The organism is Methylotuvimicrobium sp. KM1, assembly GCF_044788715.1.
Taxonomy (GTDB): domain Bacteria; phylum Pseudomonadota; class Gammaproteobacteria; order Methylococcales; family Methylomonadaceae; genus Methylotuvimicrobium.
On sequence record NZ_CP173170.1, the window covers coordinates 4143308 to 4168870 of the forward strand.

The window sequence follows — 25563 nt, forward strand, 5'->3', positions numbered from 1 at the left end:
AAACTATAAATTTTTAGGAGATATTAATGTTTACTAAATCGCAAACGATTGCAGGTTACGATAATGAATTGTTTCAGGCACTGGAAGAAGAGCGCCGCCGTCAGGAAGACCATATAGAACTGATCGCCTCGGAAAACTACACCAGTCCGCGCGTCATGGAGGCCCAAGGCACGCTGCTGACCAATAAATACGCGGAAGGCTATCCCGGCAAACGCTATTACGGCGGTTGCGAATATGTCGATAAGGTCGAGCAACTCGCAATCGATCGCGCCAAAGAACTATTCGGCGCCGATTATGCGAATGTACAAGCCCATTCCGGGTCGCAGGCCAACATGGCGGTATTCATGGCATTGATACAGCCGGGCGATACGATACTGGGCCTAAGCCTCGCCGACGGCGGCCATTTAACGCACGGCGCCAAACCGAATTTCTCCGGCAAAATCTACAATGCGGTGCAATACGGGCTACACCCGGATACGGGCTTGATCGATTATGATCAGGTCGAAGCCTTGGCGATCGAGCATAAACCGAAAATCATCGTCGCCGGCTTCTCGGCCTATTCGCGAATCTGGGATTGGCAGCGCTTCCGCGAGATCGCCGATAAAGTCGGCGCCTATTTACTGGTCGATATGGCTCATGTCGCCGGATTAGTCGCGGCCGGTTTATACCCGAATCCGGTGCCAATCGCTGACGTCGTCACCAGCACGACGCACAAGTCCTTGCGCGGCCCACGCGGCGGGTTGATTCTGTGTAAAAGCAACCCGGAAATCGAGAAAAAATTCGACTCTAGCATCTTTCCCGGCATTCAAGGTGGCCCGGCTATGCATATCATCGCTGCAAAAGCGGTCGCGTTCAAAGAAGCGATGGAAACCGAATTCAAGACCTACCAGCAACAAGTCATCAACAATGCCAAGGCGATGGCCGAAGTCTTCATCGATCGTGGATTCGACGTCGTTTCCGGCGGTACCGACAATCATTTGATGTTGGTTTCATTAATCCCGAAAGGCATCACCGGCAAAGCCGCCGATGCGGCGCTGGGACGTGCACATATCACGGTAAATAAAAACGCCGTGCCTAACGATCCCGAGTCGCCGTTCGTGACCAGCGGCATCCGTGTCGGCACCCCGGCCCCTACCACGCGCGGATTCAAAGAAGCGCAAATGACCGAAATCGCGCATTTGATGTGCGACGTGATGGAAAACATCGATAACGAATCGGTTATTTCAGCGGTGCGCGACAAAGTCTCCATCTTGTGCTCGCGCTTTCCGGTTTATGGCTAATAGAGGACACATTAAAAACAGGAAAACATTCATGTCAGACATAGCAATCGCCCAACAAGCCCAAATGCGGCCGATTATCGACCTGGCCGGCGAAAAATTCGGCATTCCGGCCGAGCATTTAGATCCATACGGTCACTATAAGGCCAAATTATCGCTCGAATACGTCAATAACTTGACCGACCGCGAAGACGGCAAATTGATTCTCGTCACCGCGATCAGCCCGACTCCGGCCGGCGAAGGCAAGACTACGACCACGGTAGGCTTAGGCGATGCGATCAACCGGCTCGGCAATTCGGCGATCATGTGTCTGCGCGAACCATCGCTCGGGCCTTGTTTCGGCGTCAAAGGCGGCGCGGCCGGCGGCGGCTACTCGCAAGTCGTGCCGATGGAAGACATTAATCTACATTTTACCGGCGATTTTCATGCAATCGGCGTCGCACACAATCTTTTATCGGCATTGATCGATAACCATATCAATCACGGTAACGCGCTAGACATCGATTCGCGCCGGATTCAATGGAAACGCGTCGTCGACATGAACGACCGAGCGTTGCGCAAGATCACGGTCGGCATGGGCGGCCCGGCTAACGGCTATCTGCGCGAAGACGGATACGACATCGTCGTCGCCTCCGAAATCATGGCGATTTTGTGCCTGGCGACAAGCCGCGTCGACTTAAAAGAACGCCTCGGCCGAATCGTCATCGGTTACAAGTCCGACCGAGTCACGCCGGTTTATGCGAGCGATCTCAATGCGCAAGGTGCAATGGCCGCATTATTGAAAGAAGCCATCAAGCCAAATCTTGTGCAAACGCTTGAAAACAATATCGCGATCATTCACGGCGGCCCATTCGCAAATATCGCACATGGTTGCAACACCGTCACCGCAACCAAGACCGCGTTGAAACTGGCCGATTATGTCGTGACCGAAGCCGGTTTCGGTGCCGACCTAGGCGCCGAGAAGTTTCTCGACATCAAATGCCGCATGTCCGGCCTGAAACCGTCGGCAGTCGTGTTAGTCGCGACGGTACGCGCGTTGAAATTCCACGGCGGCGTCGCGAAAGAAGAGTTAAACCAAGAAAACATCGACGCTCTGCAAAAAGGTTTCACCAACCTGGAGCGCCATCTCGACAATATCCAACGCCATTACGGCTTGCCTTGCGTAATCTGCATCAATCATTTCACCTTCGACACCGACGCCGAAATCGCGTTGCTCAAAGACAAATGCGAGGCGCTCGGCGCGAAATGCGTGGTCTCGAAACATTGGGCGCAAGGCGGCGCCGGTGCGGAAGAATTGGCACAAGAAGTGCTTGCCGTCGTCGACAACCGCGAGCCCGGCTTCACTTATGTCTATGACGAAGAGCTACCGCTGTGGGATAAGATCGAAACGATAGCGACCAAACTTTATGGCGCAATCGGCATCACCGCAAGCCCGAAAGTTAAAGCCGAAATCAAAACGCTGCAACAAAACTACGGCAAATTTCCGGTTTGCATGGCCAAAACGCAAATGTCGTTCTCGACCAACCCGAACGAGAGAGGCGCGCCTTCCGGACACACGGTCGAAATCAGCGAAGTCAGGCTTGCCAACGGTGCGGGCTTCATCGTCGCAATCGCCGGCGACATGATGACAATGCCCGGTTTGCCGAAAGTTCCGGCCGCCGAACGCATCGACATCACCGACGAAGGCGTGATTACCGGATTGTTTTAATTTGAATCGTCAGGTGTATGACGTGCCCCTCATACGCCTGCGTTCACATTCTCAAGCAAGCTTTTACCTTAGAAAAAACATTTCACCATGAAGAATAAGAAGTTAATTCAATAACTTCTTATACGTTTGTATAGAACTTGCGCTCACCCAAGAGGTTAACCCAGAAAAATATGCTGTTACCCAAGCTCCAGCTTGGGTAACCTGTTCAGGAAGCTCTAGCTTCCCGATAATCAAGAAAGATTAAGCGAGCAAGCCGGGGGTGATTGAGAATGTGCGGCGGTTGTTTCGGTCTCAGGAAGCTGGAGCTTCCGGGATGTGTTTCCCAAGCTGGAGCTTGGGAAAGAGCGGCTTAACGATATATTGACACAGCAGCGTAGCCCGGATGGAGCGCAGCGCAATCCGGGGAGTTCGGAGCCACGCCATTCCCGTATTCCGCTTCGCTGCATACGGGCTACATGCTTGTGCTATTACCCAAGCTCCAGCTCTCATCGTTATACATAAGTCAAAAATGACCCTTTTGCAACCTTAACCAATGAGACCTCGATACCATTTATTGTTACTTAACACTCTCGGCCTCGAGATCGCGATCAGGGGATCGCTCCCACAGAGCGTCCGCCGCTCTTTGTGGGAGCGACGCCTTCGTCGCGACTATCGAAGCCAATAACGCTCAAACACCAATAGCCTTTCCGGACAACACAACAATTTAGGGCTCGGTCGCTACTTTTGCACAATAGGTATTTATACTTGTGTATAAAGACGAGAGCTCCAGCTTGGGAAAGAGAGTAATACGGGGCCTCGGGAGAGCCACCTACTCGGATTTAGCCGCCAAAAATGCCAGCATCTCCTCGTTATGAACCCGCTGATAAATGACTTCGACCGGGAGCGTCAAATCGATCGCCTCGAAAGTCACATCGTCTCCCAGATAATAATGTTTCGAAACCCATCCTTCGGACCGTCTCAGCACCTCGACGTCGACATAATCCTGCTCGATCATCACATATTCTTGCAGAGTCGGTATCGAAAGATAATTAGCTAGTTTGACGGTCTTGTCGTTTCGGCGCGTCGTCTTCGACAACACTTCGACAATGATAATCGGCGTTTCGGTATAATAAGGCTCCGACTCGTCGAAATGGCAGTCGACGATCACATCGGGATAGAAAAAATTCGAATCGACCCGAACCTTCATATCCGAACCGAACGGTTCGCAGGGAAGATTTTTTAAATGACTCCTCAGCTCTGAATAAACATTGCCGGCAATGCGATCATGATTCCCGCTCGTACCAACCATCGCATAGACAGCGCCGTCGATTAGCTCATGCTTGGTTTCGGCGATTAACTCGCCTTCCAAATAATCCTCGACACTGATTACATAATCCGGCTTCTTTGCGATCATACTCATAAACATTCCTCATTATTCACGCCTTAATAGCCTCAAAATCTCCTCGGTTTTTTGCCGCATCAACGCAATATCCCCGCGCGATTCGACATTGAGCCGGACGACCGGCTCGGTGTTCGAGGATCGCAAATTGAAACGCCACTTGTCAAACTCCAGACTGATCCCATCGGTTTCATCGACGGCAAGCGCGTCGGCTTCATAAGCCGCCCTGACCCGCGCGATCGAACCGGCCGGGTCGGTTAGTTTCGAGTTGATCTCACCGGACGACGGATACGCTTCGATACGCTGCGCGACCGCTTCGGAAAGGCGGATTTTTTTGACGCACAACAACTCCGCGACCAACAGCCACGGAATCATGCCGCTATCGCAATAAGCGAAATCGCGAAAGTAATGATGCGCGCTCATCTCTCCCCCGTAAACGGCATCTTCGAGCCGCATGCGTTCCTTGATGAAGGCATGGCCGGTCTTCGACAGCACCGGAACGCCGCCCGCCGTGGTCACGACATCGACCGTATTCCAAGTCAATCGCGGGTCGTGAATGATCTTCGCGCCGGGGTTTTTCTGTAGAAAAGCCTCGGCCAACAGCCCGACAATGTAATAGCCCTCGATGAACTGCCCCTTTTCATCGAACAGAAAACAGCGATCGAAATCGCCGTCCCAAGCGATACCGATATCGGCCCCGTGTTCGATGACGGCATTCGCGGTATCGGCGCGGCACTCAGGCAAGAGCGGATTCGGAATGCCGTTCGGAAAACGACCATCCGGTTCGTGATGAATCTTGACGAACTCGATCGGCGCGCCGGCGGCTTTGAAGCGCTCTTCCAACGCATCGACCACATGCCCGGCCGCACCGTTGCCGGCATTGACGACCAACTTGATCGGCGTCAAATTCTGCAAATCGATGTATGTCATCAAATGATCGACATAGCCCGACAGTATCGAACGATGAGTCATTGAGCCTTTCTTGACGACCGACCCGAAATCATTTTGCTCGGCGAGGCCTTGGATTTCCTTCAGTCCGGTATCGCCGCTGATCGGTTTGGCATGCTCGCGCACCAATTTCATGCCGTTATAATCCATCGGATTATGGCTCGCTGTTACCTCTATCGCGCCTTGTATGTCCAGCGCCTGAGCCGCGTAATAGATCTCCTCGGTGCCGGCCATACCGATGTCGATCACATCGACTCCGGCGTCCATCAAGCCTGCGGCCAATGCGGCCTTGAGCGATTCGGAAGTCAGCCGCACGTCGCCGCCGACCGCAATCGTCTTGGCCCTCAGATATTCGCCGCAGGCGCGGCCGATTCGATAGGCGATATCTTCGTTGAGCTCGGTACCCAGTTGACCGCGTATGTCGTAAGCTTTAAAACAAGTGAGTTTTTCCATGATGATTTGATTGGCTAATTTAAAACTAAAGTGAATATTGCTAAAACGACTTACGCTATTGTTATCGACCTAGCGCGAAGTCTTCAAAAACCGAAGAAGGCGGACTATCGATAAAAATTGTTTCTTTCAATGCTTCGGTCAAGGCGACATTCAAAATGACTTCTTCATAAAGCCAGTAAAACCAACCGTCGCGATGCACGCGATAACGCCAATTGTATCGGCATTGCAGCCAATTACCGTCCGCCGGTTTTCCGAGCCGCTGCAGCGGACGATTTTGATTCGGCGTACCCAAATAAAAGGCATTGCCATCATTCGGATTCAACAATAAGCGGTCGCAAATCAAAGACTCATCAAAGAGCGAACAATCGATTTTTCTATATTCATCGCCGCCATGAAGGTCCAATAACAAACGCTGCCGCCCCATATCAATAGCTTTCGGCGAAACGACAGGATAGCGGTCCGGCATCGCGGCCCGTTCCAGAAAATCCGTCTCGCTTAGCCGGCTCTTATCCCACTGCTTGATGATGGCCTGTACAATATATGACGATTTCATTCCCCGGTTTCATCATGACCTAATTCGCAGCCTTCACTGTAGAAATATAATGACGGAAGAAAAGGCAAAATATCGATCGTCAGCGTGGTTTTTTGTTGAAAATCATCGATCGCGCTCTCGATCGTATCCACGAATTGCAATTCGAACTCATTAAGCATGTTTTGCTGACTGGTCGGGCTATCGGGAAATATCGAATCGCCGCCAAGATAGATGCCTTTGAGCGTCTCTTGTAAGGCCATCGCAGCGATCGCTTCTATTTCACGTTCAAAATCGCCGAAAATTTGCGCCCCTTCCGTTATTTTGATGCGCTCCACATCGTCTGTATCGGCATAAAGCAAAAACAGCCCTTCCACGCCTTCCCGCTCGTTTTTGCAGACACCGCCTTCCATGACTCTAACCAAACTCAACTCCCGGCCTCCTTTAACATGCGTCGGCGAAGGAACCTCTTCGGACACGTCTATCGGATCAGCTTGATAAACAGTAAACGCATCAATTTCTTCATCCACCGCATCTCGGACCGGTTCGGCCGTACATGCCGCCAAACTAGCGAACACGATCATCATGACAGCAAGTACTTTAGGATTCATCGATCACTCCGAATTAACTTATTAAATAACCATAGCTTACCCTTATGCTCAAGCTTCGCCAATTCCCGCCGATAAAATAAATTAACATTCCCGATCTTTAAGGATAGAGCGATGAAAATCGAACAATCCAATATCCAGCTAAACGCGCAACAGACATCGATTAAACAGTACTCGGTGCAAGAATCCCTGAACTTTTGGGTCGGCAATCGGCGTCCGGATAGCCTAGATTCACAAACTCAAACGGCAATCAATCCCATGCCGGCCGACCGGGTAACGCTCAGCTCTGAAGGCAAAGCTGCCGCCGAAACTCAACAAGCCGAAATAGATCCGGACAAGGCACTCGAACACGAACCGCGCTATCAAATCATTAAACGCATGATAGAGGCACTGACCGGCAAAGAAATCCGGCTTAGCCGCCTGGAAGCCTTCGAAGCGAGCCCGCCCATGGATTCTGAGACCACAAATCCCGCCAACGCGCCTAATGCCAATCGCCCAGCCGGATTCGGCTTGGAATATGAGCGCCGAGAAACTTATTACGAAGCCGAGCACAGCGCATTTTCGGCCAAGGGACTCATCAAAACGACAGACGGCAAAGAAATCGCTTTCGATCTTAATCTGGTCATGAGCCGCGAATATTACGAAGAAAATTCGCTCAGCCTACGAATGGGCGACGCCGTTATGAAAGATCCTTTGGTGATCAATTTCGACGCGGAAGCCGCAAAGTTGACCGACATGAAATTCAGTTTCGACTTGACATCGAAAGGCAGCGCCGAACAAATTTCATTCGTCGGTCACGGTAGTGGCTTTTTAGCGCTCGACCGAAATAGCGACGGCATCATCAACAACGGCAGTGAATTGTTCGGGCCCGCAACCGGTAACGGTTTCGCCGAACTGGCCACGCACGACCTGGACGGCAACCAATGGATAGATGAAAACGACGCGGTTTATGAGCGTTTGCGCATCTGGACCAAGGATACCAAAGGCAATGACAAGCTCTACACCTTAGCCGAAAAAAATATCGGCGCGATTTATCTGGGCAATACCGAAACCTCCTTCGAACTTAAAAATGCTCAAAACCGCCTCGACGGGCGGGTTTTGACATCGAGCATTTACCTTAGCGAAACCGGCCGTATCGGCACCGTTCAACAAATAGACCTAGCGGTGTAAAGGATGCGGGATTATTTTTAGTCTATTTCATGCATCGCTGCTAGCGCCGACTCATAATCGGGCTCGTCGGCCAATTCCGGCACCAGCTCGGTATAAACGACCCGATCCTGCTCGTCAATGACCACGATCGCTCTGGCTGTCAAACCGGCCAACACGCTGCCGACCAATTCCACGCCATAATCGCGCGCGAAACTCGAACGAAACGTCGATAACGGCACAATATCCCTGGCGCCTTCCGTCTGACAAAAACGCGCTTGAGCAAACGGCAAATCGGCCGAAACGACCAACACGACGCCGTTTTCCAAACTCGCCGCTTTTTGATTGAATTTTCTTGCGGACGCGGCACAAGTCGGCGTATCCAAACTGGGCACGATATTCAGGCATTTCTTCTTGCCTGAATAGCTAGCTAAAGACACTTCCGCGAGTTTTCCATTGACCAGCGTAAAATCGGGCGCCTTGGATCCGACCGCCGGAAGCTCGCCACAAGTGTTGACCGGTTTACCTTGAAATTTAATCGTAGCCATTGTTTAAGTCCTGACTTTAAAATTTACTGTGAAAGTACGCGAACCGAAGCGGGTGCGGTTGCTCGACCGGCAGGCGTCGGCGGCAGGGCAGATTTTTGCTCCTGCAAAATCTGCATTCATGCCATCCATGGCAATCAGTCGCCGCCGTCGAGCCTACATGGACGTATTCACCCAGCACCTAAATAAGCCATGATTTTGAATCATTGCCAAAGACCTATGGAATTTAGGTGCTGGGTTCACGGCGTCCTGTCGGGCGAGTGACCGTACCCAGCCATCCCTCGCACTTTCATTTGCCGGGGCGATGGCAGCTTCTTCATGATCGTTACTTGATTATAACTTCGGCTCAAAGAGCATGATAAGCCGGGCTGAACTCATGCACCGCGTCGACCATCGCTTTGACATGCTCCGGATTAATATCCGGCAAAATACCGTGACCGAGATTGAAGACATGTCCGGAACCGCGACCGTAACGCTCCAGTACGTTTTGTACTTTCGCGCGAATAACATCCGGGTTGGCATACAGGCTTACAGGATCCATATTACCCTGCAATGCCACCTTATCGCCGACCCGCGCTCTGGCTAACCCAATATCGGTTTGCCAATCCAAACCCAGGGCATCGTAACCGCTATCGACCATTGCTTCGAGCCAAAGCCCGCCGCCTTTCGTAAATAATATCGTCGGAACCCTGCGGCCGTCCGCTTCGGTTTGCAATTGCTCGCGCACCAACTTGGCATAGTGCAACGAGAATTCCAGATAATCCTCGGAAGTCAACATCCCACCCCAAGTATCGAACAGCATCACCGCCTGAGCGCCGGCCGCGATTTGCGCGTTTAAATACAAGGCCACCGATTTTGCCAGTTTCTCCAGCATACGATGAACAACACCGGGCTGTTCATACATCATCGACTTAATCTTTTGAAAGCTTTTACTGCTGCCGCCCTCAACCATGTAAGTCGCCAAGGTCCAAGGGCTACCGGAAAAACCGATCAACGGCACACGGCCTTGCAGCGAAGTTCTAATCAAACGAACCGCATCGATCACATAACGTAATTCCTGCTCGGGGTCGGGTATCGGTAATTTATCGACATCGGCAGCCGAGCGAATCGGATTACTGAATCTAGGGCCTTCGCCTTCGGCAAAACTTAGGCCTAAACCCATTGCATCGGGTATCGTCAGAATATCGGAAAACAAAATAGCCGCATCGAAAGCATATCGATCCAACGGCTGCAGCGTGACTTCGCAAGCCAGTTCTGGGTTCGTGCATAAATTCATGAAACTGCCGGCTTGCTCGCGGATTTTACGATACTCCGGCAAATAGCGCCCTGCCTGACGCATCATCCAGACCGGCGTTCTGTCGATCGGTTGTTTTAATATGGCTCTGAGGAAAGTATCGTTTTGTAATATCGTCATTATGTTTAATTTTCTTGTTTAAGGAATAAGCGCGAATCGACTTGAAACTTACTGAGGCCCCCATCCAAAGCCTAAGGATATCTCCAAAAATAACTGTAGGCATTCACACGCAGGAGAGTCTGTAGTATTTAATATGTCGAAACGCTTCCCAAGCAGGAGATTGGGAAACAGCAGAACAGCAGAATACTTATTTTTTTTCGGGTTCCCACGGTCCTCCGTGGGAACCCGTACCATGGCTACCGAGGCAAGACCGGCATGCATTCCCGCGCTGGAGCGGTGAAAACGATAGGGTCGCTGTTGATCAATTTATTTCATGCGCGTTACTTAGTTTGCGTTTTTGATATCGCTCTGTAAAACCGCGAAACGCCTGACCCAAGCCCCATTGAATTCCGATGGCAATTTTCCGGCCGCCCGTGTAGCTTCGGCATGACTGTTAAACGAGCCGTACAGCAAAATAAATTTCTCTTTACCGCCGATGCGAGTTTCAAGATACTTCAAGTCTTGCTGAAGGTGCCGATATTTGTTCAGCACATTGACAATCGACTGCCGGCTCGATAATACCATTAATTGCAAAGTGAAATGATCCGAGGATTGCTTGAATAACCAGGACCGGTCATCTTCCGAGCGATGGGAATCTATCGTCTCCTGCCGCTTTGTTTCAATCTTTTCATTTGCGACCGTCGGCACTAAAGGCTCGGCTTTCATTATACTCGGACCGGCGACCGGATTCTCAAGCTTGTTGCTTTCGGCAGAGTCAGAAACTACCTCGAGATCATTAATCTCCCTATTTTTCAAAGTGGTCTCGATTTTCCGGTCTGGTACAGCCGCTACCGGGGCCGTAACGACGTTTGTCATCTTAGGCTTTTGCTCCGCGAAATCGGTAACGATGCGGTCATTTACCGCCTGTTTGCCGGCAATTTTTTCAACCGGCAACGGAACCGACAAGGCCTGTTGCTGCGACCTCGGTAAAGATTCCGTTAAATGATGATCGGATTCAGGAATAAAGGCCTTCCAGCCGACAAAGGCGATACCTGCGATCGCAAGAAGCGCAAACAGCCCAATCGAAAACCGGACGGGTGCCCCCAACCGCTCGAAATCGGACAAACGCGGTAATTGAGCAACAATTTTACCCGGAATACCATGCGTTTCGCGGTAAACATACTCCACCATGATATCACTGACCGCATTGAACGAAATCGGCGCGTCTGGTTTCCCGGAAAGATTTTGCAAAAAATCTCGGCATTGTTTTTCCGACAGCGGCAATAGCTCGATAAAATGACAATCCTCGACAGACCGGTCCGAACGACTTTTGATATACAGTTCGTCCTGCGTTAGCGAAAAAATAACTCTTAATGCCGGGTTAGCCAAAGCATATTCCGATAAAGCATCGATCAAGCCAGGTATCAATTTGCCGGCATTATCGATCATCAAGATTAACTTGAGTTTTTTCTGCTCAAGCAATGCGATCGCATCATCCAGGGAAAAGCCTTTGCAAGCCGGTTGTTCCGTCTCCAAAAAACTGCGCAAGCGTTCTTGAATCTCCGCAAAATTCAACTGATGATCGCCGGTCATGAAACAATAATGCCCTTCGACCGGTCGTTGCTCGCGCAAGACTGCCAACAATGTTGACTTACCGATACCGGTTGGGCCGTTAACGATCAACGGACGATTAAAATTGATTATCAGATGAATCAATAACTCGAACTTTTGAGCGCGCTCGGCAGTAATTAACGATTTAATCGCCGGTTTTGCCAAGCCATACGGCCTATTCGCAGCCTGATTAGCCTTTTCGACCATATCCGTTTAGCGTCGCTACCAATAATGCTTTTTCCACACCGACCGGCAAGGTTGCCTCGCCGATGCTTTTCAACAAAATCAACCGAATATTGCCGTCGACATTTTTTTTATCCACGGACATCAATTCGATAAAACGGTTGGCATCGAGCGCTGCCGGAGGCTCGACCGGTAACCTAGCCCGCTTAAACAATCCAATAATGCGTTCAACGTCGGCATCGGTCAGCCAGCCTTTGCGTCTTGATAAATCGGCCGCCTGGCAAGTACCGATCGCAACCGCCTCGCCGTGCAAATAGCTTCCGTAGCCCATGCCGGTTTCAATTGCATGACCGAAGGTGTGGCCTAAATTCAAGGTTGCCCTGACATCGGCTTCTTTTTCATCGGCGGCAACGACTTCGGCTTTATTGCGGCACGAACGTTCGACCGCATACGCGAGCGCGTCGGCATCCCTATTGAGCAAGGATTCGATATTGTTTTCGAGCCATGCAAAAAAATCGGGATCGCGTATCAAGCCGTATTTGATCACTTCGGCGATACCGGCCGACAATTGCCTGTCGTCCAATGTCGACAAGACCGACATGTCGGCAATCACGCATTGCGGTTGATAAAACGCGCCGATCATGTTTTTGCCGAGCGGATGATTGACGCCGGTCTTACCGCCGACCGAAGAATCGACTTGCGCCAACAACGTGGTCGGGATTTGTATAAATGGAATTCCGCGTTGGTAACAAGCGGCGGCAAAACCGCCCATATCGCCGATGACGCCGCCGCCCAAGGCAATTAAACTGGCATTTCGACTGAATTTATGAGCTAACAATGAATCGAAAATCCGATTCAAATAGTCGAGCGTTTTATAGTGTTCGCCATCCGGCAAGATAACGGTTTCGACGACAAAATCCGACAAGTTATCTAGCGCCTGTTGCAAATACAAAGGCGCCACCGTTTCGTTTGTCACAATCAATACTTGTTTTGAACGAATATGCCGAGTCAATAAATCGGCTTGTTCCAGCAAACGAGAGCCTATATAAATCGGATAACTACGCTGCCCTAAATCGACTTGTAATATTTTCATTTCTTTTTGTTATACATCTAATGTTCTGTGTCGCAAAAGTGCTTTTCAATCCATAGGGTGCGCATCGTGCACCTGGATCGGGACATGCATTTGGTTCGGTACCTTGGAAAGGTGCGCGATGCGCACCCTACAGCGCTTTCACTTCAGCTTCGGTAGCATTCCCACGCTGGAGCGTTGGGAACGAGGAAAGCCAACCATTGCCATCCCTGGCCCTGGATTCCGCCCATCCCTGGCGGAATGACGCGTTATGTCCCTAAGTTGACGCCTTCACCTTTCACCTTTCCTCTTTAACCTCATAAATCCTTATAACGTTGCAATATATTTTTAACCGCAGCCTTACTCTGTAATGTGCCGCTATCGACGACATAGTCCGCACATGACAAATATAACGGCTCGCGTTCGATTAGCAACTGTTCCAATTTGGCTCTGGGGTTGTCGGTTTGCAGTAACGGGCGCTGAGTATCCCGCTTGGTTCTTTCCAAAATCCTGTCCACCGAACATTGCAAATAAACCACAAAACCGTTTTCCTTGAGACATTCCCGATTTTCTTCGCGGATAACCGCACCGCCGCCGGTTGCCAACACGATGTGAGTCAATTTCGTCAAACCTTCTAACGCTTTTTGTTCACGATCCCGGAATCCTGCCTCACCCTCGAATTCGAAGATCGTCGGTATATCGACGCCGGTCAAGTCTTCGATAATCTTGTCGCTATCGTAAAACGGCATTTTTAACGATTTGGCCAACAGCCTACCGATTGTCGTTTTGCCGGCCCCCATTAGACCGATGAGATAAATGTTCTCCGATTTAGCCATGCGGTTTCTAGTAATGTTTTCGCGCGCATAAAAAAGGGGGCATTATGCCCCCTTTTTGGCTGAAGTAGAAGCAGGGAATTAGTTGGCTCCCGACAAATTCTCGTGAACGATTTTTGGAGTAACGAAAATTAATAGCTCTGTTTTATTATCGAGAACCTCGGTGCGCGTGAATAAAAAGCCTATGCCCGGCAAATCACCGAAAAATGGAATCTTACCGATGTCTTCTCTCTGATCCCCTTCAAATACGCCGCCTAAAACGACTGTTTCGCCGTCCATAACCTGCACATTTGTTTGAATCTCACGCGTATCAATCCCAATTTGATCGCCGACTGCTCTACCTGGTGCATCTTTGGTAACTCTTAAATCCATAATGACACTACCACTTGGTGTGATTTGCGGCAATACGTTCAGCTCTAATACCGCATCAATCAATTGTGTTACCGGTCCAGTATTCGCACTACTTGTTTGATAAGGAATTTGCTCACCCAGTTTAATTGAAGCCTGACAACGATCCGTTGTCATGACTCTTGGATTAGAGAGCAATTCTGCTTTGCCTTCATCTTGTAACGCCGATATTTCGAGATTTAAAACATAGTCAGCCGTTCTAGCTAGTGTCATAGCCAATGCCCCATAAGGATTTGTTGCACTGAGGTCAACTAATAAGTCGTTAACTGCCGTCACTCCATTAATGTTACTTTCCGTTCCAGCTCCACCAACAGCAAAAGTCTTACCACTACCAACTTGGGCTGCTTTAGCTACACCAAATCGAACACCCAAGTCTCTTGCAAAATTATTCGATGCAATCACAACTCTCGATTCAATCATTACCTGTCTCACAGGGATATCGAGCTTCGCGATTAATTTTCTGATTTCCTCCAACCGACTGGCAGTCTCTCTGACAATTAGTGTATTAGTACGCCCATCAACCACCACAGTACCCCTCGGCGACATCATCGTAAACCTATCTTCGTCACTCCCTCCTGTACGACCTTGCACACCACCGGCACCTTGCATTCCTCCCATACCTTGCATACCTTGCATACCGCCGGCACCTTGCATACCGCCCATTAGGCTACCTTGAATACCCCCGCTTCCTTGACCGACACCCATACCGCATTGCCCGAAAGATCCTGCATCCATGCCGTACAACAAATTCCGAAAATTTTCCGCACGGGCATAATTGATTTTGATGTACTCTGTGCGTAGCGGCTCCAATTGCTCGACCACTTTCTCGGTTTCGCGTTGTTTCTCTTTATATTCCTTGATCTTTCCAACCGGTGCGATCAATGTGACATTGCCGGTTTGGTATTTTTCCAAACCTTTGGTCATCATAATAAAATCCAGCGCTTCGTCCCAAGGGACGTCGTCGAGTTTCAAGGTTATCCGCCCGGTTACTTCGTCGCCGGCGACAACGTTCTGTCCGGTAAACTCGGACAATAGCGTGATTACGCTACGAATTTCGATATCTTGAAAATTAAGCGACAAGCGATCGCCGGTATAACGATCCTTCTGGCTGTCTTTCAAGTCTTTTTCCGCTTGCGTCAACGGCCGAAATTCGACAGTCAACGTGCCTTCCGACTGGAACTGAGAATATTCGTAAAGCGGACTCTGTAAATCGACGGTAATTTTGGTTTCTTGACGGCTACTGACCGCATCGAAAGATCTAACCGGCGTCGCAAACTCGGATACGTCGTAACGTTTCGAAAGGCGCTCCGGTAGACGGGTATTAACAAAATAAATCTCAACCTTACCGCCGATTTCACGGGTATTCACCATTGTATTCGGCTCGCTCAACGAGACCAGGATACGCCCTTCGCCACGCGGCCCGCGCCTGAAATCCAAACCCTTAATACCTTGCTCGGGTAAAAACTGCGCCATCACTTCGCTTCTCGCTTGTTGTGCAGCCGTAGCCACGATCGATGTTTCCGAGCGAACGACCGGTGCCTCAGCCTGCGCCGCCCCAGCTAACGTGACGAATACTTTATTACCCTCTGTGCTTGTTTCATAAGGCACCGAAGAAATCAAATTAATGACGACTCGTAACCTGCCGCCGGATTCGGCGACATACACGCTATCGGCAGCATCTAAATTGATCGGGAATTTTTTCTTGGACAAACCGCTTTTAACACCGCTAAAGTCCAACGCAATTCTGGCGGGGTTGTCAGTATGAAAAACCCGAGGAGCCGGCGCCGGCCCGTCCAGTTCCAATTGCAACTGCAACCGGCCTCCCGATAATCGGGTAAAATCTAGATTTTGAATTTGTACTTCACTCGCTTGAACGGCAAACTGAAAAACGCACAGGAATATTCCCGCGAAGATTGTTTTCCAAAGAGGCTCGGTCACTCTGCTCATGTTATTGCTGCCTTGAATACTCATTGTTTAATCCCCAACATCATTCGGACAATGCCAATGAAGTTTGCTGTTCTCGCCATGTTCCCGGCTTATCGGGAACGATTTCCATCAATTCGATTTTATCCTCGTTGATACGAATAATTTTACCGTGATTCTTGCCCATGTAGTTACCTTCTCTTACCCGGTGGATAGTCCCGTCACCGGCCTTGATCAATCCCCATAGCACCATATCTTTGGTGATGGTTCCAGCCATTCTCAAGCTGTCCAGAGAATAGTTCTCCAATTGCTCCTTGCGTCGGGTAGGGTCGGGCCTTATCCCTCTTCCTGTTCCGATATCGACAAGCTCGGCTTCCGCAGCTTTTTCTATGGGCCGGAACGGATCACGTAAACCGCTCGGCTTAAAGATGAACGGTTCAATCACTTTGATCTCAGGCAACGGCTCGATCTGCGTTTTCGGCCGCGCCTTGACTTGATTGATATATTGAACCAAATCGGACTTATCATCGCTCGAGCAAGCACTCAGTAAGAATAGGCTCAACAAACTTAAGGCCGCAAATGCACCATGTTTCAAAATTCCATCGACAAGCCGACTTTGCCGTGACCCTGAATCGGTTAGCGATAAAATACTCGACTTCATCTTCTACCTCTTCTGTGCTGAGGCTTTGCCGGCGCGGGACCTTGCTCCCCCTCGTTATAGGTCTTGATCGTGGCATCCATAACCATCTTATCGGACGTCTCGCCTTTAGCTTGTTGCGAAACCGGGCTTATCTTAACGTTATGCACTGTCACGATCCTCGGCAATGAAGCCAAACCGCTAACAAATAAAGCCAATTCTTCGTAACGCCCAATAACTTGTATATTGATCGGAAGCTCCCAATAAAAGTCGCGGCGCACCGGGTCTGTAGGCTTAAACAGTCTGAATTCCAAACCGCTCGCCAAGCCGGTCTGTGAAATATCGACCAATAAATTCGCCACTTCGGAGCGGGTCGGCATTTGTTTGATAATTTCAATCAGCGAATCTTCGATCTGCTCTAACTGCGCCTTGTAGTCGGGCAGATTGATCGCTTTTTTTTGTTTCGCCTCGAAGCTGCTCTTCAAATCCCGCTCTGTCTGTTCCAATCGCTCCAACGCTTCCAATTGGTCAGCGGTATCGTAATAATAACCGCCGACCGCAACGAGCATGCAAACCATCACGATGATTACGGCTTTTACCGGTGTCGGCCAAGTCCCGGCCTCATTAAAATCCCAATTAATTTCAGACAGATTCATCAGTTTTTCTCATCTTCGGAAGCCGCGCCCAGTTGCGCGATAAGAATAAAATCGCTGAGCTGATCGACCTTGGTTTTTTGTTGAGACTGAATGATGTTCAACTTAGGACTGTGCAACCACTCGGAAGCCTCTATCGCTCGCATAAACGCCGATACACGGGCATTCGATTCGGTCTTGCCCTTAAACGTCAATTCCATATTAGACTGCGCAAAGCTTAATAGAAAAACGCCGTCAGGCGTTCTTCTTGCGACCTCATCGAAAAGACGAACAATCAAAGGTCTACTTTCCTGCAACTTTTGAATAACATCGATCTTAGTCAGTAATTCGTTTTTCTTTTCTTCAATGTTTTTTATTTCGGCAATCTTCTTATCGACCGCAGCGATTTCATTCCTTAGCATTTGGTTCCGGCTTTCCTGATACGACATTACACCGTCATAATGCATGTGAACCGCAAAAATCAACACCAGGGTCAAGACAATCGACAATAGTGCAACAGTTAAAAACTGCTGTTGCTGTTGTTTTTTAAGCTCGGCTCGCCAAGGGAGCAGGTTAATTCGGGCCATTAATCGAAACTCCTTAGCGCAAGTCCGCAGGCGATCATCATCGCTGGCGCATCGCTACTTAAACTTTGCGGTTTCACTCGATTCGATAAAGCCATATTAATAAACGGATTGGCAATAAAACAGGGAATACTCAAGTTTTGCTCGACCAGCTTATCGACACCGGGTATCGACGAGCAGCCGCCCGCCAAAATAATCGAATCGATCGTTCTGTTGGCGCTCGATGAAACAAAAAATTGGAGTGATCGCGCAATTTGCTGAACCATCGCCTTCTTAAACGGCTCCAATACGTCATTGATATAATTATCGGGAAGACCGCCGTGCCGCTTGGCAAGACCGGCTTCTTCGTAGGACAAACCGTAGCGACGTTGAATTTCATCGGTCAACTGCCTTCCGCCGAAACCTTGTTCACGCGTATAAATAGTTCTACCGTCCGCAATGACGTTCAATGTCGCCATCGTCGAACCGATATCCGAGATAGCAATAGTCTGCCCTTCGATGGAGCCGGGCAATTGATCGGCAATCAGCGCAAAGGCGTTTTCCATCGCAAACGCTTCGACATCGATGATTTTGGCTTTTAAACCCGCCTTATCCAAGGCTTCGATGCGGTCCTCGACATTTTCACGACGGGAGGCGACCAAGAGCACATCAACCATTTCGGAGTTTTTAGCGTTTTTTCCCTGAACTTCAAAATCCAGGTTGACCTCATCTAGTGCATAAGGCACATATTGATCTGCCTCGACCATGATTTGTTCGTAAACTTCTTCGTCCGAAAAATTAGCGGGCATCGTTATGATTTTGGTCATAACCGCCGAACCCGCAACCGCGACGCAGGCATGCTTAACTTTCGTTCCGGATTGTTTGATGGCTTGTTTGATAGCGTCAGAGATGACATCGACATTCGCGAAATTTTTATCGATAACGGCATCCTGCGGTAATGGAGCAACGGCATAACTTTCGACTCGATAACGAGGACCGCTTTTCGATAATTCCAATAATTTAACGGCTGCCGTGCTAATGTCGATACCGACTACAGGCACATTTTTGCGACTAAACCAGTTCATCGTAGAACCCTTGTAAAACATTGAATTGTTGTTGCATCGAATACACTGTTGCCTATCTAGTTATCGATGATGCATCATTATTAAGAGGCACATAAGTCATTAAAACGAGAGCACATCCCTGTGCCAGATTAGATCACCAATCACGCAGGCACTAATATCAATACGCCCGACCAAACTGCACAGAGATCAGTATAGTAGTGTTTTTAAATTACATAAAAAAATATTCATTCTGCTTTGATTTCGATCGCTTTTTCAAACCGAATCACATTTATCGCATAACCTACGACAAAGAATTTTCAGTATCGAAAATCAAAGATTTAGTCTCCATCCATGGTAAATATTCGGCTAACCCCTTCTTGACATGGCGTAAGCGATTGAATTATACCCACCGTAGATCAAATTTCGGCACCGGAGACCCGTCAAAGGACGCCGCGGAACATCCATGTAGGGATCAGCACCCCGAGGCCTCCTCCGGCACTGCCGAAATTTGAAGTGAGATAAGGTATACGGCATCCTGTCAAGCGAGTTACCGAACCCGCTTCAAAACTCATAGCACAAGGAAGTTATTTTTACGAAATCCTTACGCAACAGAGCGTCAACTCTTTTCGAAGGCGACAAAATAACATGATTTTCGAGCATTCATTAAAGTTTGTGTTGCTCAAAAGTCAAATCAAGTATATTTTTAGCAACAGTCAACGTCAGATTTCTTTTTATTCAACCCGTTAAGAATCAATCGAACTTGACGATATAATCAAAACCAAGGTAAATGTTCAGCCCCTTTTTGAAAAAAAGAAAACACATCGGAAACTTTTTTAAAATACAAGGAGCCAGGCAATTACATCGGTACAATTACAGTAGTGGTACAAACCGGAATACTTCGTGATAATTAAATTAGTGATCACCTTTTTTAAATGGCTCAGTGTGCTTTTTCTAATCGGCCTCATATCAGCGGCGATTTACGGCTACCTGTTATTGGAGCGCCTCTCCGAAGAGCTGCCCGATGTTAACCAATTAAAGGATGTTCATTATCAAACGCCGCTGCAAATTTATAGCAAAGACAACCTTTTAATCGCTGAATTCGGCGAAAAAAAGCGCAGCCCCATCACGATCGACCAGGCTCCAAAAGAGCTGATTCATGCATTTTTAGCGGCCGAAGACAAACATTTTTACGAACATCAAGGCGTCGATTTTGTAGGCTTATTACGTGCGGCGTTGAAACTCGCCACCACCGGTAAAAAGGAACAAGGGGGCAGCACGATCACAATGCAAGTCACACGAAATTTTTTACTGAGTCGTGAAAAAACCTACACTCGTAAACTAAAAGAAATACTTCTATCGCTCAAGATAGAAGAGACTTTCTCAAAAGACACAATTCTCGAACTGTATCTTAATAAAATCTATCTAGGCCAACGCTCCTACGGCGTTGCCGCCGCCGCCCAAACCTACTACGGTAAATCCTTAAACGAACTCACGCTGGCGGAATCCGCAATGATAGCCGGCCTACCGAAAGCGCCTTCGGCCTATAACCCTATCGTCAACCCTGCGCGAGCCATGGAAAGGCGCGACTATGTATTATACCGAATGCAACAAATCGGCTATATCGACCAACAAACGTACCAAGCCGCTCTCGTCGAAGCCAATACGGCAAGAGTGATTCATCGCGGCATCGAACTATCGGCACCTTTTATCGCCGAAATGGCCCGGCAAAAAATTCTTGAACTTTATGGACCGCAAGCATACGGGTCGGGAATGAAGGTCTACACGACGATTACTCGCCCCCTGCAAAATGCAGCCACCCGGGCTTTAAGAAACGCCTTGCATAGCTATGACGAACGCCACGGCTACCGTTTTAAATTGCCCAATGCCCCCGATCAAAAAACCGACATCAACAAACTGCCGATAATCGGCGACAGCTATCCAGCGTTGATCAAACGAATCGATAACGACAAGGCTACCGTCCAATTACGCGGAGGAAAAACCGTTGAAGTGCCATGGAACAACATGAAATGGGCGCGCAAGTTTATTTCACGAAACGCACGAGGGGCGGCACCGCAATCAATCCTTGATCTATTCAAAACCGGTGACGCCATTTTTGTTAGACAACTCAACGATAAAACCTGGGCTTTAGCGCAAATACCGGAAGCCGAGGGCGCCTTTGTCGCCATCGACACGATCGACGGAGCGATATTGGCACTGGCCGGCGGTTACGACTTCAATCACAACAAATTCAATCGAGTGACTCAGTCGAACCGGCAACCGGGATCGGGCTTTAAACCGATTATCTATACAACAGCCTTGGAAAACGGTTATACGACCGCATCGCTAATCAACGATGCACCGATCGTATTGGAAGGTTCAAGACCCGGTCATGAATGGCGTCCGGAGAATTACAATCGAAGATTTTCCGGCCCGACCAGCCTAAGAGTCGCTCTTCGAAAATCCAAAAACCTGATTTCGGTACGCTTGCTGCTTAATTTAGGTATCAAGCCTGTCGTTAAGACCGCCATGCGTTTCGGATTTCAAAAGGATCAATTGCCCAATAGCTATACGCTTGCGCTGGGCAGCGGCCAAGCCACTCCACTGCAAATGGCGCGAGCTTATGCAGTCTTCGCGAACGGCGGTTTTTTGATCGAGCCTTATTTGATCGACCGGATTGAATCCGGCGACGGCAAATTACTGTACCAGGCCAACCCTCAAGTCGCCTGTCTGGACTGCACCAGCGAATCGCCGGCATTCATCAATCAAGCACCGCGCATCATCACGCCACAAATTAGTTTTTTAATGAATTCCCTGCTACGCGATGTCGTGCAAAGAGGCACCGCCGTCAAAGCGAAGCGACTCGGACGCGCCGATCTTGCCGGAAAAACCGGCACGACCAATGATCACCGCGACGCATGGTTCAACGGCTATAGCGCTACCGTATCCGCTACGGCATGGGTGGGATTCGACAATTTCAACAGCCTGGGCTACAAAGAAACCGGAGGTGCCGCCGCCTTGCCGATGTGGATGGAATTCATGCAAACCGCTTTACGCGACAAGCCGGAAATTCCTTTGACGCCGCCGGAAGGTATTGTAAAAATGTATGTCGACACCGAAAGCGGCATGATGATGTCGGCAGAAATACCAGGCGGTATTTGGGAGTTTTTTGACACCACGCAGCAAGCACACATGCATACGAATTTCGAATTCACGGACCCCGGCGAAGCCCATTTCAGCGAAAGACATCCTATAGAAACGCTCTTCTAATCTAGAAGAACATACAAATAATCATGTGCATACCCTGCACCCTTTTTTACCCTCAAATTTGGCGAAGACTTTTCTTGCTACAACCAATCAGTTCACTGATATTCAAACGGTTCGTTGCACGGTTTCCTTGTGTCGTTTTATTTATTTTAGTCATTAACTCATGATACAGGACTGTGCGGCGAACGCTTGATTTTGTCCCGGCTTAAGCAGCAATTCCCAATTTGAAAATAAACAAGGGTGTGGAGTGTGCTTGGCGAGGATGTCGGCAACCGCTTCGGGTAGGGGATATATCGGAATTAAATCAGCAAGCTGCTGAATCGTTGTTAGAGCCCGTTCTCAGGCTTGGCTTTTTTCCGCGCCAAACCTTAATTCACCTAATGTAATACCCGACATAGCCAGGTCATTTTTCAAAGAGGGGGACTGAATACTTACGGTCGGTTTGCGCCAATTCGGCTAAATCCAGACAATATGCGCCAAGCGATAAATCGAAAAGCGCCGGGCTTCGGTTTCTTCCAGTAGAACAAAATCACTTCGCGCCGGCCATCGAGCCATTCGACGAGCTGTGGCGTGTCCAGTTCATGAAAGCGGTCGCCAAGCCGTTCTTTCAATTGCTCCTGGCGAAACGAAATAATAAGCGCTTGCGCCAAATCGTTGGGCGTTTCCTCGGCGGCAAAAAACTGCAAGGTTTGCACGGGGTAGTCGAGAATCAAGTTTCTAAAGTTTTGATCGTGCATAAGTCCAATAGCTTGAGTCAACGCTTCATTTATCGTTAACCATAGATATTAAGCGAAATGATTTCAACCGCAATCATAGCCGCTATTCAACACCCTTGCATCCGCATTCTATTCTTGATTACACTGGAGCGATCTAAAACGATCTTAAAGTATAATTCCGCTCTATGTTAGCAAAACAAAACGACATTACGATAAGTGTTGAAGAGTACTTGGCTGGCGAATTGATCGCCGAGACCAAACATGAACTTATCGACGGTCATGTCTATGCCATGGTGGGTACGAGTGACAATCACGACCGTATTGCCGGAAATATTTATACAGAATTCAGAAACCATCTAAAAAACAAACCCTGTGAACCATTCGGTTCGGACATGAAGGTCAAAGTTTCCGATAATTATTGTTATCCCGACGTCATAGTCGATTGCAGTTTTGACGAAAACCAACCCTACTTCACTGAAACTCCGACCATCATCGTCGAAGTGCTGTCAAAAATCACCCGGCGCAGAGATCGGACAATCAAACTGACCAACTATCTCGCGCTTCCCAGCCTGCAAGAATATGTCATGATCGAGCAAGACTATGTCGACATTGAAGTTCTTAGACGCAACGAACACTGGTTTGCCCGACATTACTTTCTAGGAGATGAAGTAACTTTAGAATCGATTGGCTTAACCTTGAGCGTAGAAGCGTTTTATGATCGGGTTCATAATGAAGATATGCTGGAGTTCTTGATAGCGAAACAAGCCGAACGACGTGACTGACTATTTTTCTGCTGTAGTCGCGACGAAGGCGTCGCTCCCACATAGGGCGGAGGATGCTCTGTGGGAGCGATCCCCTGATCATCCCTCACCTAGCGTTAGGTAAGGGAAGGCCGAGAGTGTTAAGTGACAATAAAGGGTATCGAGGCCTCATTGGCTAAAATTGCAAAAGAATAATTTATGACCTATGTATAACAATGAATGCTCCAGCGCGTGAATGCATACCGCCTCTCTGTTGAAGCTAAGGCATGGGCGTCCTCGGGAGGACCATGGGGACCCGAAAAAGACTTCTGTATAACGGCATGTCTTTTAAAAGCTATGTTTGCGTTGGTAGCAAAGAATGCCGGGGTAGACGAAGTCGTAACCCAACCTACCCGGTTACAAAGCAGCAGATGCATTAGAAGATGAACTAAATGAAGGGAAAAGAAAAATGCCTAAAAGCTGCAAACAACCCGCTGTCTGGTTTCTTGCCATTCAGGCTGATACGGGGACTGATCGCTTTACCGAACGATTGGCACAGGCCCTCGAAAACCAAGGCATTAGAACAGAGATCACATGGCTTCCTCATCGGGCAGAATATGCCCCTTGGACGGTTCCAGTGCCTAAACCACCGGGCTGGGCTACCATCGTGCATATCAATTCCTGGCTGCATGACAGATTCATACCTAAGCATTTACCCTTAGTCGCCACATTACATAGCTGTGTGCACGATCCGGCATTCGAACCGTATAAAAGTTTTCTGCAAAAACAGTATCATCGCTTTTGGATCAAAAGACTGGAAGCCAATGCGATCAAAAAAGCCGTTGCCGTCACCGCAGTTAGCCACTATACCGCACAACAAGCCGCTAAAGTATTCGACCGGCAAGACATTATTCCGCTATACAACTGGATCGACCTAAATAACTTTCAACCCGACCATAGAGAAACACCCAACACACCGTTTCGGCTATTGTTTGTCGGAAATCTCAGCCGCCGTAAAGGAGCCGATTTATTGCCGGCCATCATGCAGCGGCTGGGCCCGGATTTTGAGCTACATTACACAGGAACAGCACAAGAACTCGGCGCACAAGGTCAATCGTCGAACAATCTAATCCCCTTGGGGCGTCTGACGTCACAAGCGGAATTAATTTCAACCTATCAACAGTGCGATGCCTTGCTGTTTCCGACACGACTGGAGGGACTCAGTCTAAGCGCGTTAGAAGCGCAAGCCTGCGGTTTGCCAATCAACAGCAGTAACGCAACCTCGATGCCTGAAATCGTAAAAGACCGGCTAACCGGTAGACTCTGCCCGATAGATGATATCGAAGCATTTGCCGAAGCGGCCGGAGAGATGCGGAACAATCCAAAACTTTGGCGAAATATGAAAGAAGCTTCTCGCAATAACGCGGAGCTTTTCAGTGAAAATGCGGCGGTAAACCGCTATATTGAAATCTATAAAACACTATCGTTACCCACATAGCATTCAAAACACCGAATAGTTTCGTGCATGATCGTTATAATCACTTTTATTTCTAATAGCACATAGTAAAAAATTTCGCTCGCTCCCAAGCTCTTTGCTTGAGAACGCAGTTCGAAAAGCTCCAGCTTCTCGAAACCGAAAAGCAAGATCTGACGTGAAAGGTCTCCCAACGGAGTTTGGGAAACTCTGAACATAGGCGCCAAACTAAGAAAATACCACCTTATTCCGCCAGAAATTAGCGGTAACCTTCGAGTAGGTCGGATTGTGCAACATTAACCGCATCGCTCGCGATCAATACAGCTCGTTTCCCACCTAATCCTACAAGCTACGGTTTGAATAACTGCTCCAACGTATCGACAAACAAGATACGCTCCACCCATTGATCCAACTGAGCCTTATCGGCCTGATTGCTTTTCCTCGTTCCCACCGCTCCAGCG

The 25563-nt window shown here is 48.9% G+C and carries 21 protein-coding genes; 6 read left to right on the top strand and 15 right to left on the bottom strand.

Going from position 1 to position 25563, the window contains the following annotated elements; all coding sequences use genetic code 11:
* Nucleotides 1-26 precede the first annotated feature (26 nt).
* Together glyA and ACINK7_RS17830 are read left to right on the top strand one after the other, a co-directional pair.
* On the top strand, nt 27-1280 hold the full coding sequence (gene glyA, locus ACINK7_RS17825) for a serine hydroxymethyltransferase (protein WP_404357343.1): 1254 nt from the start codon (nt 27-29) through the stop codon (nt 1278-1280).
* A gap of 31 nt (nt 1281-1311) precedes the next feature.
* On the top strand, nt 1312-2985 hold the full coding sequence (locus ACINK7_RS17830; RefSeq protein ID WP_404357344.1) for a formate--tetrahydrofolate ligase: 1674 nt from the start codon (nt 1312-1314) through the stop codon (nt 2983-2985).
* A gap of 808 nt (nt 2986-3793) precedes the next feature.
* Here ACINK7_RS17830 and ACINK7_RS17835 read toward each other — a convergent pair.
* From ACINK7_RS17835 to ACINK7_RS17850, 4 genes are all read right to left on the bottom strand, one after another.
* Nucleotides 3794-4384, bottom strand: coding sequence for a Uma2 family endonuclease (locus ACINK7_RS17835; protein ID WP_404357346.1), 591 nt, complete (start codon nt 4382-4384; stop codon nt 3794-3796).
* A 12-nt stretch (nt 4385-4396) separates the two neighbouring features.
* Nucleotides 4397-5764 carry a phosphomannomutase CpsG gene (gene cpsG / locus ACINK7_RS17840; protein WP_404357348.1) on the bottom strand — a complete coding sequence of 456 codons (1368 nt, stop codon included), beginning with the start codon at nt 5762-5764 and terminating at the stop codon, nt 4397-4399.
* Nucleotides 5765-5825: 61 nt separating this feature from the next.
* Nucleotides 5826-6317, bottom strand: coding sequence for a hypothetical protein (locus ACINK7_RS17845; protein ID WP_404357350.1), 492 nt, complete (start codon nt 6315-6317; stop codon nt 5826-5828).
* Entirely contained in the window at nt 6314-6904 is a 591-nt protein-coding gene (locus ACINK7_RS17850; protein ID WP_404357352.1) for a hypothetical protein, read from the bottom strand. Before ACINK7_RS17850 ends, ACINK7_RS17845 begins: the two co-directional genes overlap by 4 nt.
* Nucleotides 6905-7015: 111 nt before the next feature.
* On the opposite strand from ACINK7_RS17850, the gene ACINK7_RS17855 reads away from it, so the two are divergent.
* Complete coding sequence (locus ACINK7_RS17855) at nt 7016-8071, top strand: hypothetical protein (RefSeq protein WP_404357354.1); 1056 nt, start codon at nt 7016-7018, stop codon at nt 8069-8071.
* 17 nt (nt 8072-8088) lie between these two features.
* Here the strand turns inward: ACINK7_RS17855 and tpx are convergent, their stop codons facing one another.
* The 10 genes from tpx to ACINK7_RS17905 all read right to left on the bottom strand — a co-directional run bounded on the left by tpx (nt 8089) and on the right by ACINK7_RS17905 (nt 18929).
* Nucleotides 8089-8595 carry a thiol peroxidase gene (tpx, locus tag ACINK7_RS17860; protein ID WP_404357355.1) on the bottom strand — a complete coding sequence of 169 codons (507 nt, stop codon included), beginning with the start codon at nt 8593-8595 and terminating at the stop codon, nt 8089-8091.
* Between the two features lie 343 nt (nt 8596-8938).
* On the bottom strand, nt 8939-10006 hold the full coding sequence (gene hemE / locus ACINK7_RS17865; RefSeq protein WP_404357357.1) for a uroporphyrinogen decarboxylase: 1068 nt from the start codon (nt 10004-10006) through the stop codon (nt 8939-8941).
* A gap of 324 nt (nt 10007-10330) precedes the next feature.
* On the bottom strand, nt 10331-11803 hold the full coding sequence (locus ACINK7_RS17870; protein WP_404357359.1) for an SPOR domain-containing protein: 1473 nt from the start codon (nt 11801-11803) through the stop codon (nt 10331-10333).
* Nucleotides 11787-12872: a 3-dehydroquinate synthase gene (aroB, locus tag ACINK7_RS17875; RefSeq protein ID WP_404357361.1), complete on the bottom strand. Its 1086-nt coding sequence runs from the start codon at nt 12870-12872 to the stop codon at nt 11787-11789. Before aroB ends, ACINK7_RS17870 begins: the two co-directional genes overlap by 17 nt.
* 293 nt (nt 12873-13165) lie before the next feature.
* Nucleotides 13166-13684 (bottom strand): shikimate kinase AroK, encoded by a 519-nt coding sequence (aroK, locus tag ACINK7_RS17880; protein ID WP_404357363.1) that lies wholly within the window; start codon nt 13682-13684, stop codon nt 13166-13168.
* Nucleotides 13685-13762: 78 nt separating this feature from the next.
* Nucleotides 13763-16036: a type IV pilus secretin PilQ gene (gene pilQ / locus ACINK7_RS17885; RefSeq protein WP_404357364.1), complete on the bottom strand. Its 2274-nt coding sequence runs from the start codon at nt 16034-16036 to the stop codon at nt 13763-13765.
* A 40-nt stretch (nt 16037-16076) separates the two neighbouring features.
* Nucleotides 16077-16673 carry a pilus assembly protein PilP gene (locus ACINK7_RS17890; protein WP_404357366.1) on the bottom strand — a complete coding sequence of 199 codons (597 nt, stop codon included), beginning with the start codon at nt 16671-16673 and terminating at the stop codon, nt 16077-16079.
* Nucleotides 16670-17305: a type 4a pilus biogenesis protein PilO gene (locus ACINK7_RS17895; RefSeq protein WP_404357368.1), complete on the bottom strand. Its 636-nt coding sequence runs from the start codon at nt 17303-17305 to the stop codon at nt 16670-16672. Before ACINK7_RS17895 ends, ACINK7_RS17890 begins: the two co-directional genes overlap by 4 nt.
* On the bottom strand, nt 17305-17868 hold the full coding sequence (locus ACINK7_RS17900) for a PilN domain-containing protein (protein ID WP_404357370.1): 564 nt from the start codon (nt 17866-17868) through the stop codon (nt 17305-17307). Before ACINK7_RS17900 ends, ACINK7_RS17895 begins: the two co-directional genes overlap by 1 nt.
* Complete coding sequence (locus ACINK7_RS17905) at nt 17868-18929, bottom strand: pilus assembly protein PilM (protein WP_404357372.1); 1062 nt, start codon at nt 18927-18929, stop codon at nt 17868-17870. The genes ACINK7_RS17900 and ACINK7_RS17905 overlap by 1 nt, the downstream gene beginning before the upstream one ends.
* Nucleotides 18930-19808: 879 nt before the next feature.
* Between ACINK7_RS17905 and ACINK7_RS17910 the strand changes: the two genes are divergently transcribed.
* Nucleotides 19809-22175 carry a penicillin-binding protein 1A gene (locus ACINK7_RS17910; protein WP_404357374.1) on the top strand — a complete coding sequence of 789 codons (2367 nt, stop codon included), beginning with the start codon at nt 19809-19811 and terminating at the stop codon, nt 22173-22175.
* 428 nt (nt 22176-22603) lie between these two features.
* Here the strand turns inward: ACINK7_RS17910 and ACINK7_RS17915 are convergent, their stop codons facing one another.
* Complete coding sequence (locus ACINK7_RS17915; RefSeq protein WP_404357376.1) at nt 22604-22909, bottom strand: hypothetical protein; 306 nt, start codon at nt 22907-22909, stop codon at nt 22604-22606.
* 164 nt (nt 22910-23073) lie between these two features.
* Here ACINK7_RS17915 and ACINK7_RS17920 point away from each other — a divergent pair, with 164 nt between their 5' ends.
* Together ACINK7_RS17920 and ACINK7_RS17925 are read left to right on the top strand one after the other, a co-directional pair.
* The gene (locus ACINK7_RS17920) at nt 23074-23670 is read left to right on the top strand and encodes a Uma2 family endonuclease (protein WP_404357377.1); all 597 of its coding nucleotides are present in this window, start codon (nt 23074-23076) and stop codon (nt 23668-23670) included.
* A gap of 427 nt (nt 23671-24097) precedes the next feature.
* Nucleotides 24098-25126 (top strand): glycosyltransferase family 4 protein, encoded by a 1029-nt coding sequence (locus ACINK7_RS17925; protein WP_404357379.1) that lies wholly within the window; start codon nt 24098-24100, stop codon nt 25124-25126.
* Nucleotides 25127-25563: the final 437 nt, after the last annotated feature.